15 protein-coding genes are annotated in these 12,724 nt (G+C 64.4%); 13 read left to right on the top strand and 2 right to left on the bottom strand.

Translation table 11 applies throughout. The features are described 5' to 3' along the window. Positions 1-187 precede the first annotated feature (187 nt). The 3 genes from secY to map are packed head-to-tail and all read left to right on the top strand — an operon-like array spanning position 188 to position 2,858. Positions 188-1,510: a preprotein translocase subunit SecY gene (gene secY / locus R4P47_RS02820; protein WP_032397531.1), complete on the top strand. Its 1,323-nt coding sequence runs from the start codon at positions 188-190 to the stop codon at positions 1,508-1,510. Further along, positions 1,507-2,061, top strand: coding sequence for an adenylate kinase (locus R4P47_RS02825; protein WP_094639134.1), 555 nt, complete (start codon positions 1,507-1,509; stop codon positions 2,059-2,061). The genes secY and R4P47_RS02825 overlap by 4 nt, the downstream gene beginning before the upstream one ends. Further along, entirely contained in the window at positions 2,061-2,858 is a 798-nt protein-coding gene (gene map / locus R4P47_RS02830) for a type I methionyl aminopeptidase (RefSeq protein ID WP_317784037.1), read from the top strand. The genes R4P47_RS02825 and map overlap by 1 nt, the downstream gene beginning before the upstream one ends. Before the next feature lie 18 nt (positions 2,859-2,876). Here the strand turns inward: map and R4P47_RS02835 are convergent, their stop codons facing one another. Next, positions 2,877-3,770 carry a glycosyltransferase gene (locus tag R4P47_RS02835; RefSeq protein ID WP_068051347.1) on the bottom strand — a complete coding sequence of 298 codons (894 nt, stop codon included), beginning with the start codon at positions 3,768-3,770 and terminating at the stop codon, positions 2,877-2,879. 348 nt (positions 3,771-4,118) lie between these two features. Between R4P47_RS02835 and infA the strand changes: the two genes are divergently transcribed. The 9 genes from infA to R4P47_RS02880 all read left to right on the top strand — a co-directional run bounded on the left by infA (position 4,119) and on the right by R4P47_RS02880 (position 9,438). Continuing rightward, on the top strand, positions 4,119-4,340 hold the full coding sequence (gene infA / locus R4P47_RS02840; protein WP_005140011.1) for a translation initiation factor IF-1: 222 nt from the start codon (positions 4,119-4,121) through the stop codon (positions 4,338-4,340). An 89-nt stretch (positions 4,341-4,429) separates the two neighbouring features. Next, on the top strand, positions 4,430-4,543 hold the full coding sequence (gene rpmJ, locus R4P47_RS02845) for a 50S ribosomal protein L36 (protein ID WP_025347279.1): 114 nt from the start codon (positions 4,430-4,432) through the stop codon (positions 4,541-4,543). Between the two features lie 204 nt (positions 4,544-4,747). Next, positions 4,748-5,122 (top strand): 30S ribosomal protein S13, encoded by a 375-nt coding sequence (gene rpsM / locus R4P47_RS02850; RefSeq protein WP_008718227.1) that lies wholly within the window; start codon positions 4,748-4,750, stop codon positions 5,120-5,122. After that, positions 5,122-5,535 (top strand): 30S ribosomal protein S11, encoded by a 414-nt coding sequence (rpsK, locus tag R4P47_RS02855; protein ID WP_027496331.1) that lies wholly within the window; start codon positions 5,122-5,124, stop codon positions 5,533-5,535. The genes rpsM and rpsK overlap by 1 nt, the downstream gene beginning before the upstream one ends. Before the next feature lie 21 nt (positions 5,536-5,556). Then, positions 5,557-6,162, top strand: coding sequence for a 30S ribosomal protein S4 (rpsD, locus tag R4P47_RS02860; RefSeq protein ID WP_032397528.1), 606 nt, complete (start codon positions 5,557-5,559; stop codon positions 6,160-6,162). A gap of 99 nt (positions 6,163-6,261) precedes the next feature. Beyond that, entirely contained in the window at positions 6,262-7,326 is a 1,065-nt protein-coding gene (locus tag R4P47_RS02865) for a DNA-directed RNA polymerase subunit alpha (RefSeq protein WP_008718222.1), read from the top strand. A gap of 34 nt (positions 7,327-7,360) precedes the next feature. After that, complete coding sequence (gene rplQ / locus R4P47_RS02870; protein ID WP_068051325.1) at positions 7,361-7,948, top strand: 50S ribosomal protein L17; 588 nt, start codon at positions 7,361-7,363, stop codon at positions 7,946-7,948. A 5-nt stretch (positions 7,949-7,953) separates the two neighbouring features. Next, entirely contained in the window at positions 7,954-8,850 is an 897-nt protein-coding gene (gene truA / locus R4P47_RS02875; RefSeq protein ID WP_317784038.1) for a tRNA pseudouridine(38-40) synthase TruA, read from the top strand. Positions 8,851-8,880: 30 nt separating this feature from the next. After that, a complete protein-coding gene (locus R4P47_RS02880) occupies positions 8,881-9,438 on the top strand; it encodes an NAD(P)H-dependent oxidoreductase (RefSeq protein ID WP_317784039.1) in 558 nt (185 codons plus the stop codon). Positions 9,439-9,445: 7 nt separating this feature from the next. On the opposite strand, the gene eccE is transcribed toward R4P47_RS02880, so the two are convergent. Continuing rightward, positions 9,446-11,134, bottom strand: coding sequence for a type VII secretion protein EccE (gene eccE / locus R4P47_RS02885; RefSeq protein WP_317784040.1), 1,689 nt, complete (start codon positions 11,132-11,134; stop codon positions 9,446-9,448). Positions 11,135-11,266: 132 nt separating this feature from the next. Between eccE and eccB the strand changes: the two genes are divergently transcribed. Beyond that, on the top strand, positions 11,267-12,721 hold the full coding sequence (gene eccB, locus R4P47_RS02890) for a type VII secretion protein EccB (protein WP_317784074.1): 1,455 nt from the start codon (positions 11,267-11,269) through the stop codon (positions 12,719-12,721). Positions 12,722-12,724 lie beyond the last annotated feature (3 nt).

Here is a 12,724-nt window from a genome sequence, read left to right on the forward strand (position 1 = left end):
ACGGGGTCCAACACTGACCGTCGGGCGGTTCGATACGCACTGTTAGAGTTCTAGAGTTCACAGAAGTTCGTTTCGATGCGGGCGACGCATGTCGCTTGCAGTCCATGCTCGTGAGGCTCACGGGAGCACCGGTTTGCGCTCCCGACGAAGTACTCGCAGCGTCAATGCAGTCGTGCCAGGAGGATCTTTGCTTTCCGCCTTCGTGTCGGCCCTCAGGACTCCTGACCTGAGACGGAAGATCCTCTTCACGCTCGGTCTGGTCGCCCTGTATCGCTTCGGTGCCACGCTGCCGTCGCCGGGCGTCGACTACGCCAATGTCCGAGCATGCATCGACCAGGTCTCCGGTGGAGACTCGGCGGGCATCTACTCGTTGATCAACCTGTTCTCCGGTGGAGCGCTCCTTCAGCTCTCGGTGTTCGCGATCGGCATCATGCCGTACATCACCGCCAGCATCATCGTGCAGCTGCTCACCGTCGTCATCCCGAAGTTCGAGGAACTCCGTAAGGAGGGCCAGTCGGGGCAGGCCAAGATGACGCAGTACACGCGTTATCTGTCGATCGCCTTGGCCATCCTGCAGGCGACCGGCCTGGTGGCACTCGCTTCGCGCGGCCAGCTGCTTCAGGGCTGCCAGCAGGACATCATCGCCGACCAGTCCATCTTCGGCCTCGTCATCATCGTGCTCGTCATGACCGCCGGTGCAGCCGTCGTCATGTGGTTCGGTGAGGTCATCACCGAGCGCGGCGTCGGCAACGGCATGTCGCTGCTCATCTTCGCCGGAATCGCCTCGCGTATCCCGTCCGAGGGCAACTCGATCCTCGAGAGCCGCGGCGGATTGGTGTTCGGTTTCGTCTGTTTCGCAGCGTTCCTGATCATCACCGGCGTGGTCTTCGTCGAGCAGGGTCAGCGCCGAATTCCCGTCCAGTACGCCAAGCGCATGGTCGGTCGGAAGATGTACGGCGGCTCGTCCACGTACCTTCCGCTCAAGGTCAACCAGGCCGGCGTCATCCCGGTGATCTTCGCGTCCTCGCTGCTGTACCTGCCGAACCTCATCGCCCAGCTCACCTCGGCGAGCACCGCGGTCGACCCGAGTTGGTGGCAGCGCATCATCAACGAGTACCTGGTGAACCCCGCAAACCCGGTGTACATCGCGATCTTCTTCGGTCTGATCGTCTTCTTCACGTACTTCTACGTGGCGATCACGTTCAACCCCGAAGAGCGCGCCGACGAAATGAAGAAGTTCGGCGGGTTCATCCCGGGCATCCGTCCGGGCAAGCCGACCGCCGACTATCTGAACTACGTCCTCAGTCGCATCACGTTGCCGGGTGCGGTCTACCTGGGCACCATTGCCGTGCTCCCGAACCTGTTCCTCGACATCGGAAGTTCGGGTGGAGGACAGAACCTGCCGTTCGGCGGCACCGCCGTTCTGATCATGGTCAGCGTGGGCTTGGATACCGTGAAGCAAATCGAAAGCCAGCTGATGCAGCGTAACTACGAAGGGTTCCTCAAGTGAGACTTGTTCTGCTCGGTCCCCCCGGTGCCGGCAAAGGCACCCAGGCCGTCCTCCTGTCCGAGAAGCTGGGCGTTCCGCACATCTCCACCGGCGACCTGTTTCGCGCGAACATCGGTGAGAAGACGGCGCTCGGACTCGAAGCGAAGAAGTACCTCGATGCAGGCGACCTTGTTCCCAGTGAGCTGACCATCGACATGGTCCGCAGTCGCCTCGCCGAGCCCGACGCGGTGAACGGCTTCCTGCTCGACGGCTTCCCGCGTTCGGTGGGTCAGGCCGAGGCGCTGGTCGGTATCCTGGCGGATCTGAACGCCGAGCTCGACGCAGTACTCTCCTTCGCCGTCGACGAGGACGTCGTCGTCGAACGCATGCTCTCGCGTGGACGCGAGGACGACAAGGAAGACGTCATCCGGAACCGACTCAAGGTGTACCGGGACGAGACCGCGCCGCTGCTCGACTACTACGAGGGTCAACTCGTGACGGTCGACGCGATCGGTGAGGTGGACGAGGTCAACGCTCGCGCGCTGAAGTCCATCGAGGACCACGGCAAGTAATGGCGTTCGGCCGTAAACGCAAGGTCGTGCCGTTCCGCAGCGCAGGCGAACTCGACGCCATGGCTGCGGCCGGCGCGGTCGTCGGCGCTGCTCTGGTTGCCGTTCGGGCAGCGGCGGTACCCGGTGTCTCGACTCTCGAGCTGGACCGAGTGGCCGAGGCGGTCATTCGCGACGCCGGCGCTGTGCCGTCGTTCCTCGGGTATCACGGCTTCACCGGCAGCATCTGCTCGTCGGTGAACGACCGTGTGGTGCACGGCATTCCGTCGGCGGATGAGCTGCTGGTCGCAGGCGACCTGGTGTCCATCGACTGTGGGGCAGTTCTCGACGGTTGGCACGGAGACTCTGCGTGGACGTTCGGTGTCGGCGACATCATCGAGGCCGATGCGATGCTGAGCGAGGCGACGCGGCTGTCGATGGAAGCCGGTATCGCCGCGATGCTTCCCGGCAACCGGCTCACGGACGTCTCGCACGCCATCGAATCCGGAACCCACTCGGCCGAGCAGGCACACAGCCGCAAGTACGGAATCGTCGACGGGTACGGCGGTCATGGCATCGGCCGTGAAATGCACATGGACCCGTTCCTCGCGAACGAGGGTGCGCCCGGCAAGGGGCCGGAGTTGGTGGTCGGATCCACCCTCGCGATCGAGCCCATGCTGACCCTCGGAACGTACGACACCGACATTCTCGACGACGGGTGGACGGTCGTGACCACCGACGGATCCCGATCCGCGCACTGGGAACACACCGTTGCCGTCACCGAGGACGGGCCGCGCATTCTGACCCTGCGACCCAGTTAGGGTCGGGTCCGGTCAGGGTCACCAGGCCAACGAGCCGTAGCGCCGCCCGCCACGGAGCAGGCCGAGGTGCGCAGCCACCAGACGTAGCCAGAGTCGAGTGGGCATCCTGGTCACGGCAGTCGGAAGCAGAGGGTTCCGTACGCCCAGCATCAGCAGGGCGACGGAGATCGAGCGGGCCCGGAACGGCGGGCAGCCGTGGACTCGGTAGAGGCCGCGCACGTGAGCCGATCCGTATCCCAGAGCTCCCGCTTGTTTCCAGTTCTCCCGGTGGCCGGTGCGCAGTCGGTACGAGACCAGTGGTTCGGCGATGAAGTGCAACCGACGGCCCGCGTGCTGTGCGCGCCACGAGAATTCCATGTCCTCGCTGGCGTGTACGTATTCGAGCATGCCGCCGAGCTGACGGTAGGTCGATCTGCGGCACGCCATGCTGGCACCGATGACGAACGGCAGGAATGTCGACTTGCCCTGATCCGTGGGCGGTGCGAAAGGCGTCGATGCTCGCGTGGCAACGGAGTTCAGTGTCTCCGTCTCCAGGCCGGTACCCACGAGGTCGTACTCGTCGAGGCCCGCAACGATGCGTCGGAGCCAGCTCGGGTGCACCGCGTCGTCCGCGTCGCAGAATGCAAGCAATTCGCTGCGGGCGGCGTCTGCACCCCGGTTGCGTGCGAACGATGCCCCCGGGGTTCCCGCAGCATCGACGTATCTCAGGTCCAGAGCGCCACGAAGGTGATGGCTGTCGATGTGTTCGCGAAGGCCGTCGGTCGAGCCGTTGTCACTGATGATCACCGTGAACGGATGCTCGTAGTCCTGTCGAGCGAGAGCTCGCAGTTGATCGTCGAGAACGTCCTTGGCGTTGTGAATTGGGATGATGACGGATACGACCGGGTCTCCGGCGCGCGTGTCTGATCTCAAGAGGGGTGCCTCGTAGTCGTCTTCGCGGACACGGCCGCCGCTGCGAACGCAGTCGGTACGGCCAGTGGTTGTGCGGCTGTGATGCAGCCCGGCGGAACGTTAGCTCAGGAAATCGAACTGGGGCAAACGTTGACCTGGAGTATGGACACTGGACGCATTTGGCCAGACGTGCATTACCCGGTAGCATGGATCGACGGTGCGCCCTGCGTACCGGATGTTCGCGTGCCCTGGTGGGCTGCGAACCGTTCCGGCGATACGTCGACCCGTTGATTCGGGTCGGTCAGTGGGCATCACGGTAACGGAAACAGATGCAATCAACCAGGTGTGAGAGCCAGGATCGCGGAGGATATGGCCAAGAAAGACGGTGCTATCGAGGTAGAGGGCCGAGTTGTCGAACCGCTGCCCAATGCGATGTTTCGCATTGAGCTCGAAAACGGCCACAAGGTACTCGCTCACATCAGCGGAAAGATGCGTCAGCACTACATCCGCATCCTTCCCGAGGATCGCGTCGTGGTGGAGCTTTCGCCCTACGACCTCACGCGTGGACGCATCGTTTACCGCTACAAGTAAGAGCTTCCCCGGCCACGTCCGGTCGGGGAGAACCATGCTCGGGGCCACTGCACGCAGCGGGGCCGAGCTACACACAGGAGATCAACGACGTGAAGGTTCAGCCGAGCGTCAAGAAGATCTGCGAAAAGTGCAAGGTGATTCGTCGTAACGGACGCGTCATGGTGATCTGCGACAACCTGCGTCACAAGCAGCGTCAGGGATAACCACCGAGCATTTCGCACGTCGGCTTGGCAACAGCTAGAAGATGACCTCCCAGCACCAACCGCGACACACGCGTCGCGGCAGACCCCCGGCACGGAGGCCGGGGCCCCACTGAGTTAGTTGAAAGACGCTTCACACCCCAGCGGTGAGAAGGACACAGGGGACGGACTGGGAGCAGACCTCCGGACAAGAAAAGGAAATGCCACATGGCACGTCTCGCAGGTGTGGATCTGCCGCGCGAAAAGCGCATGGAGATCGCACTGACTTACATCTACGGCGTCGGCCGTACCCGCTCCAAGGAAATCCTCACAGCGACGGGCGTCAGCCCCGACCTGCGAAGCAAGGATCTCGGCGACGACGATCTGCGCAAGCTCAGCGATTACATCAACGAGTCCCTCAAGGTCGAGGGCGACCTGCGCCGCGAGGTTCAGGCCGACATCCGTCGCAAGATCGAAATCGGCTGCTACCAGGGTCTTCGCCACCGTCGTGGTCTGCCCGTCCGTGGACAGCGCACCAAGACCAATGCGCGTACCCGTAAGGGACCCAAGCGCACCATTGCCGGCAAGAAGAAGGCGAAGTAATGCCCCCCAAAGCACGCGGTACCGGTCCGAAGAAGGCGCAGAAGACGCGTCGCAGGGACAAGAAGAACGTCCCGCACGGATCTGCGCACATCAAGAGCACGTTCAACAACACGATCGTGTCGATCACCGACCCCGCCGGAAACGTCATCTCGTGGGCGTCCTCGGGACACGTGGGCTTCAAGGGCTCGCGCAAGTCGACTCCGTTCGCCGCACAGCTCGCAGCCGAGAACGCTGCGCGCAAGGCACAGGAGCACGGCGTCAAGAAGGTCGACGTGTTCGTCAAGGGTCCCGGCTCCGGCCGTGAGACCGCGATCCGCTCGCTTCAGGCCGCTGGCCTCGAGGTCGGCACCATCTCCGATGTCACCCCTCAGCCGCACAACGGCTGCCGTCCGCCCAAGCGGCGTCGGGTCTAGCGGGAAGGAAAGGTTTAGAAAATGGCACGTTATACCGGTCCTATCACCCGCAAGTCGCGTCGTCTGCGCGTCGACCTCGTCGGAGGCGACCAGGCGTTCGAGCGTCGTCCCTACCCGCCCGGCCAGCACGGCCGCGCGCGGATCAAGGAGAGCGAGTACCTGCTCCAGCTGCAGGAGAAGCAGAAGGCTCGCTTCACCTACGGCGTCATGGAGAAGCAGTTTCGTCTTTACTACAAGGAAGCCAACAGGACGGTCGGCAAGACCGGCGAGAACCTGCTGACCATCCTCGAGAGTCGTCTCGACAACGTCGTCTACCGCGCCGGACTGGCACGCACGCGTCGTCAGGCCCGTCAGCTGGTCACGCACGGTCACTTCCTGGTGAACAACAAGCGCGTCGACATCCCCAGCTACCGCGTCTCGCAGTACGACATCATCGACGTGCGTGAGAAGTCGGCACAGACTCTGCCGATCCAGATCGCCCGCGAAAGCTACGGCGACCGTCCCGTCGCCCCGTGGCTGCAGGTCGTCCCCAACCGTCTTCGCATCCTGGTGCACCGGTTGCCGGAGCGCGCACAGATCGACGTGCCGCTCCAGGAGCAGCTCATCGTCGAGTACTACTCGAAGTAAGGCGCAGCACGCATGTGAGTCTCCCCGTGAGGCTCACATGCGTCTTCGCCTCCACACGTGGGCGTCAAATAGCGGACGCCCGTACAGGAGGAACACACAATGCTCATTTCACAGCGCCCGACGCTGACCGAAGAGGTCATCGCCGACAACCGCTCGAAATTCGTCATCGAGCCGCTCGAGCCCGGCTTCGGTTACACACTCGGCAACTCGCTCCGCCGCACCCTGCTGTCGTCGATCCCCGGCGCTGCTGTCACCAGCATCCGTATCGACGGCGTCCTCCACGAATTCACCACCGTCCCCGGAGTCAAGGAAGATGTCACCGACATCATCCTGAACCTCAAGGGCCTCGTGGTGAGCTCCGAAGAAGACGAACCGGTCACCATGTACGTCCGCAAGCAGGGCCCCGGCGCTGTGACCGCAGGCGACATCGTGCCCCCGGCCGGCGTCACGGTGAACAACCCCGATCTGCACATCGCGACCCTGAACGACAAGGGCAAGTTGGAGATCGAGCTCGTAGTCGAGCGCGGTCGCGGCTACGTCCCCGCCGTTCAGAACAAGGCTTCGGGTGCCGAGATCGGCCGTATTCCGGTCGACTCGATCTACTCACCCGTGCTCAAGGTCACCTACAAGGTGGAGGCCACCCGCGTCGAACAGCGCACCGACTTCGATCGGCTCGTTCTCGACGTGGAGACCAAGAATTCCATCACCGCGCGGGACGCGCTCGCTTCGGCGGGCAAGACCCTGGTTGAGCTCTTCGGCCTCGCCCGTGAGCTGAACGTCGAAGCAGAAGGCATCGAGATCGGACCCTCGCCCGCCGAGGCCGATCACATTGCTTCCTTCGGACTCCCCATCGAGGATCTGGACCTCACCGTCCGTTCCTACAACTGCCTCAAGCGCGAGGGTGTTCACACCGTCGGCGAGTTGGTTGGTCGTACCGAGTCCGATCTGCTCGACATCCGTAACTTCGGGCAGAAGTCCATCGACGAGGTGAAGGTCAAGCTGCATTCGCTCGGCCTCTCCCTCAAGGACAGCCCCGCGTCGTTCGATCCGAGCACCGTGCCTGGCTACGACGCCACCACGGGCACGTGGAGTGACACCGACGCCGGCTCCTTCAGCGACACCGAAGGTGCCGAGCAGGACTACGCCGAGACAGAACAGCTGTAATCAGCTCGCTGGAGCTCTTACTAGGAGATTCATCATGCCCAAGCCCACCAAGGGCCGCCGTCTCGGCGGGTCGGCGTCGCACCAGAAGGCCATCCTGGCCAACCTGGCGACGTCACTCTTCGAGCACGGCCGCATCACCACCACCGAGTCGAAGGCCAAGCGCCTTCGTCCCCACGCCGAGAAGCTCGTCACCCACGCCAAAAAGGGTGATCTGGCGCATCGTCGTGAGGTTCTCAAGACGATCAACAACAAAGATGTCGTGCACAAGCTGTTCGCCGAGATCGGGCCTTTCTTCGCCGATCGCGACGGTGGCTACACGCGCATCATCAAGACCGTCCCCCGCAAGGGTGACAACTCGCCGATGGCCATCATCGAGCTCGTCAACGAGCAGACGGTGTCCAACGAAGCCGATCGCGCTCGCCGCGTGAAGGCTTCGCAGGCTGCTCCCGCCGCAACCGAGGCTCCGGCCGAGGACGCGACCGACGAGAACGTCGTCGAGGCTGTCGAAGCCGACGCGACCGACGCCGAGGTGGCCAACGCCGACGCAGTCATCGAAGGCATCGAGGACAACGACGCACACGCGTCGGACGCCCCCGAGGCCGAGGAAGCCAAGAAGGACTAGTCCTTTTGAGCTCCGCGCACGATCGAAGCGGGCCCGCCATTCCCCCAGGGGAAGGCGGGCCCGCTTTGTCGGTCCCCACCAGATTTCGGCTCGACATCTCGTACGACGGCACGAGATTCTCCGGGTGGGCGCGCCAACCGGGTATCCGCACCGTCTGCGGAGTGCTCGAAGAAGCCTTCTCCACGGTGCTGCGGCAATCGGTAGAGCTGACCGTGGCGGGACGAACCGACGCGGGAGTCCATGCGACGGGACAGGTGGCGCACTTCGACGCCGTCGACGTTCCCGACGATCACGACCGACTGGTCCGCCGAATGGCCCGGTTTCTACCCACCGATGTTCGAGTGCGGGCCATCACCGCCGTCTCCCGTGATTTCGACGCGCGATTCTCGGCATACCGCAGGCACTACGAATATCGTTTCGGCACTGCGCCATACGGTGTCGACCCCCTCGATGTCGCCGGTGTCGTCTCCTGGCCCAGGCCCATCGATCTGGGTGCGATGCGTGAGGCATCCGTGGGATTGGTCGGTCTGCACGATTTCGCCGCGTTCTGCAAGCGACGTGACGGTGCCACCACCGTTCGGGAACTGCAGCGCTTCGACTGGGAGCGCGACGGCGATCGTCTCACCGCATACGTCAGCGCCGACGCATTCTGCTGGTCGATGGTCCGTAGCCTCGTCGGTGCCATGCAGGCCGTGGGGGAAGGGCGTCGAACTCCCGACTGGGCGCGGTCATTGTTGACTCGGCGCGAGCGGGCAAGCGAGGTGGCGGTGGCTCCGGCGCACGGCTTGTCCTTGGTTGGAGTCGACTACCCGCCGGCCGACGAGCTGGCTGCTCGGAACGCGGCCACCCGAGAAGTGCGCTCGGCGATCACCGGCGACGGTTGCTGTGGGGGAGAGGGCTGACCGAGCGTCACCGGGTCTAGTGTCGGAGCGATGCAGCCGATACAGCTCGCCATCGTCGTCGGTAGTGTGCGTGCCGGTCGAGTGGGACCGACCGTCGCGGCCTGGGTTCGAGGTGTTGCCGCCGAACGCACCACCGTCGAGGTGGTGGACGTCGACCTGGCCGATTTCGAGTTACCGAATTCTCTCGTTCCGAGCGAGGACTCCGAACGCTTCACCGGGATCATCGGTGCGGCCGACGCCTTCGTGTTCGTCACTCCCGAGTACAACCACGGCGTACCCGGTGCGTTGAAGACTGCGCTCGACACGGTGAAGTACGAATGGCGTGGCAAGCCGGTGGGATTCGTCTCCTACGGCGGGCTGGGCGGTGGGATTCGAGCGACCGAACAGCTGCGGCAGATCACTGCCGAATTGCACATGGTCTCGGTCCGAGATGCCGTGTCGCTTCACCGGGTGCGCAAGCGGTTCGACGAGTCGGGACGGATCGACGATGCCGCAGCCGGCGACGCTCTCGGGCGTCTTCTCGATCAGCTGGAGTGGTGGGCCGATGCGGTGGCCGGCGCTCGTGGGCGCGCCGACTACCCCGGCTGAGAATCGGTCATGCACGAACCGCGGGGCGCAGACTCCTGGGGCGGCCGATGAACGCCGTTTCCTGCGGAATCGTGACCAGTGTCAGCTCGACCTCGAGTGAACCGGATCGGACTCGAATTCGATCTCCCGACGCATGGGGCTGGACGATCGTCAGATCCGGCTCAGGCACGCTTCGCTCCTGTTCGGGGCGGCCGGTCCGCGGTAGGTGCTCGGACAACGAGATCATGGTGACGCCCGAAAGTCCCTGTTGCACAGGCGGTGCCGAACCGTCGGCGAAGTCGATCAGGATCACGTCGTACGACGGCCGGGATCGAAACGTGGTGCCGTCGACCAGTAGTCGATCGGGTGCGCCGATGGCGTCGAGGATCGCGCGCCAGGCGTGTGGGCGATCCGTGCGGACGAGAACCCTGGCACCGGTGGCGATGGCGCGGAAGATCAGTTGCTGGGCGAGGTAGAGCTCTCCGGCGATTCGAACTCGCGTCAGGCCCGGTCCGAACAGCCGCACCGCGACACCGTGTCCGTGAGCGTCGGATCCCAACAGCTGGCCGCACCCGCTTACCGGGAGTTTCAGCTCGTCCATCGTCGTTGTGTCGAGAATTCGGCTGGGAGACAACGAATCCAGGGCGGGTAGGGCCAGCGGGAGCTGGGCGAGGATGCCGTCGCGTTGACTCCCGCTCATCGAGGTCAGCGCGCGTACACGAGGCTTCGTGATCGGTGTTCGAGTGGCGAATCTGCACGACCCATGGATGCGCACCTTCCCGGTGTCGTGGGTCGGTTGCAGGCGGAAGGACAGCGTCGTTCCGAGGGACGGTGTTGCCCACAGGGTCGCGATGTCCTCGGCAGTGACTGTGCTGCAATCGATTCCGAAGCCGGTACTCGACGCACCCGGTAGGGGTGCTGTCGACCACGTCTGGGTCAGGTCGTCGATACTCACGCCTCGGCACAGGTGCAACACAGCCGATCGTAGTTCGGAGCTCGTCAACAGTCGCGAGGACAGCCCGTGGGCGTTCAGAGCGCGATGTACGCGAGTGGTCGCGACGACAGCGGCGCGGGCTGCCCCGGCCCTGCCTCCGCCTCTGGCCCCGATCGCACGAGCATTCGCACGCAGGTCGAGAGTGACTGCCACCCAGACTGTTCGCACCGCTACTGCCGGTAGCGGACCGATGAGTGACTCGTACACCTCGGTGGCGACCGAGCCTGCCGAGCTGCGGAATCCGAGTGCAACGACGTCGATGGAGCAGACCTCGATGTCGTGCTGTCGCAGACACGACGCCAACGCGTCGACAGGAAGCGTGTGTTGCGTCTCGGCGCTCGCCTTGCCGAGGACTGTGGTGGCGTGCCCGGGCGGGACGATCTCGATGGTGCAGGTGACGGTGTCGCGCTGCCAGTGGACCCCGACCGGGCCGACTGCCGTGTCGGTGTGGTCCGTACTCACACCGACATCGGGGGCACGATCGGCGAGGAACCGCCAGATTGTCCGGACCCAGTCCACGACCGATCTGCGCCGAACGGCGACGAACGGAACGAGCGCTACCGTCGCAACAGCGAGCAGAGTCAGCCCTGGTCTCACCTGTGCCGCGAACAGAGCCCAGCCGATCGCCACGGCTGCGGTCTCGGCCACGATCACCCGCCGCACCGTGGGCGCGACGAAAGGAACGGCGGCTCGCCCACGCCCTGCCCGACCGGTACGCGTCATCGAAACCCTCCCCCCGAAGGTCGCAGTGCCCCATCGACGAACGCCAACGCGGTCGCCGAGGTGTGCGGACGAACTGTACTGTGTCGCGTGACCCGAATGGGGATCGGGTCCGCACAATCCTGGGGAGGAAGCGTGGCGTCGACGCCGACAACGAAGTGGCAGGTTGGCGGTTACCGCTTTCTCGTCCGCAGAATGGAACATGCGCTGATCAGACGCGACGTTCGGATGCTGCACGATCCGATGAAGTCGCAGTCGCGGGCACTGCTGGTGGGCGTCGTAGTCGCCTGCATCGGCTTGGCGGGATGCGCTGCGCTGGCGCTGTTTCGGCCGCAGGACAAGATCGGCGACGCGTCGATCGTGGTGGGCAAGGATTCGGCCGCGATGTTCGTGAAAGTGGACGACGTGTTCCATCCGGTGCTCAATCTCGCGTCGGCTCGATTGATCGTAGGCAAGCCCGACGACCCGTTGACGGTCAAGGAATCCGAATTGTCCGCACGACCCCGCGGGGCGCTGGTGGGTATTCCCGGTGCTCCGTCTGCGCTACCGCACGACGGTGACGGCAGCGCAGAAACGTGGACCGTCTGCGACACCGTCGACCGGATTACGGGAGTGACCTCGACAACGGTTGTGGTGGGTGATCCTCGCTTCGGTGAAAGCACGGCTGCGCTCGCCGATTCCGAGGCGTTCCTCTGGACATCCGACGGCACTGCCTATCTCGTGCACGACGGCACCAAATCGCCGGTCGACCTGATCAACAGGGCAGTGGTCCGCGCACTCGGACTCGAGGACGCGACACCGTCTCCGGTCAGTGCCGGTCTGCTCAATTCCGTGCCCGAATCGCCCCCCGTCGCAGCACCGTTCGTGCCTCGAGCGGGTGAGGCTCCTGCGTTTCCGTTCGACGGCCGGACGATCGGTTCGGTCGTCAAGGTCGCCGGTCGCGACGTCCAGTACTACGTGGTTCTCGAGGACGGAATACAAGCGATCAACGAGACTGCGGCCCTGCTCCTGAAATTCACCGATTCGCAGGGCAGTCCGGAAATCGCAGCCGTCAATCCCGACCTGCTCGCGAATGCTCCCAAAACGTCCTTCGGGCTGGAGGTTTCGACGTTTCCGGAGACCGCTCCCACGATCGTCGATACCGGGGAGCGCCCGGTGGGTTGCTTGACGTGGGAGCCACTCGCAGTTGCCGACGGCGGGCCTTCGGCTCGACTGGTCGAGTCCGCCGGTCGCGGGCTGCCGCTGGAGGCAGATGCACAACCGGTTGCGCTGGCTCAGGCCGATGGTGGCGGTGACGCCGTCGACCAGGTCTATCTGGCACCCGGTAGCGGCGGTTTCGTGCGCAGTACCGGTATCTCCGCGTCGAGTACACGTCAGGGCAGCGTCTTCTTCGTGGCCGATACCGGAGTGCGCTACGGCGTCGACGGTGCCGAGGCTGCGTCGGCGTTGGGGTTCGGACCGCCGGCACCCGCGCCCTGGCAGATACTCCAATTGCTCGGCAGTGGGCCAACTCTCGGGCGCGGCCAGGCCCTGACGATGCACGACGGTGTTGCTCCCGACCCGCAGGCCGCGGCACTTCCGACGGAGTAGCGC

The organism is Rhodococcus sp. IEGM 1370, from assembly GCF_033142325.1.
Classification (GTDB): Bacteria; Actinomycetota; Actinomycetes; order Mycobacteriales; family Mycobacteriaceae; genus Rhodococcoides.

Coding starts and splice junctions, on each gene's coding strand:
- rpsM (WP_008718227.1), top strand. CDS start 4,748: ATGGCACGTCTCGCAGGTGTGGATCTGCCGCGCGAAAAGCGCATGGAG.
- map (WP_317784037.1), top strand. CDS start 2,061: ATGGCGTTCGGCCGTAAACGCAAGGTCGTGCCGTTCCGCAGCGCAGGC.
- eccE (WP_317784040.1), bottom strand. CDS start 11,134: ATGACGCGTACCGGTCGGGCAGGGCGTGGGCGAGCCGCCGTTCCTTTC.
- rpsK (WP_027496331.1), top strand. CDS start 5,122: ATGCCCCCCAAAGCACGCGGTACCGGTCCGAAGAAGGCGCAGAAGACG.
- infA (WP_005140011.1), top strand. CDS start 4,119: ATGGCCAAGAAAGACGGTGCTATCGAGGTAGAGGGCCGAGTTGTCGAA.
- rpsD (WP_032397528.1), top strand. CDS start 5,557: ATGGCACGTTATACCGGTCCTATCACCCGCAAGTCGCGTCGTCTGCGC.
- rplQ (WP_068051325.1), top strand. CDS start 7,361: ATGCCCAAGCCCACCAAGGGCCGCCGTCTCGGCGGGTCGGCGTCGCAC.
- R4P47_RS02865 (WP_008718222.1), top strand. CDS start 6,262: ATGCTCATTTCACAGCGCCCGACGCTGACCGAAGAGGTCATCGCCGAC.
- R4P47_RS02880 (WP_317784039.1), top strand. CDS start 8,881: ATGCAGCCGATACAGCTCGCCATCGTCGTCGGTAGTGTGCGTGCCGGT.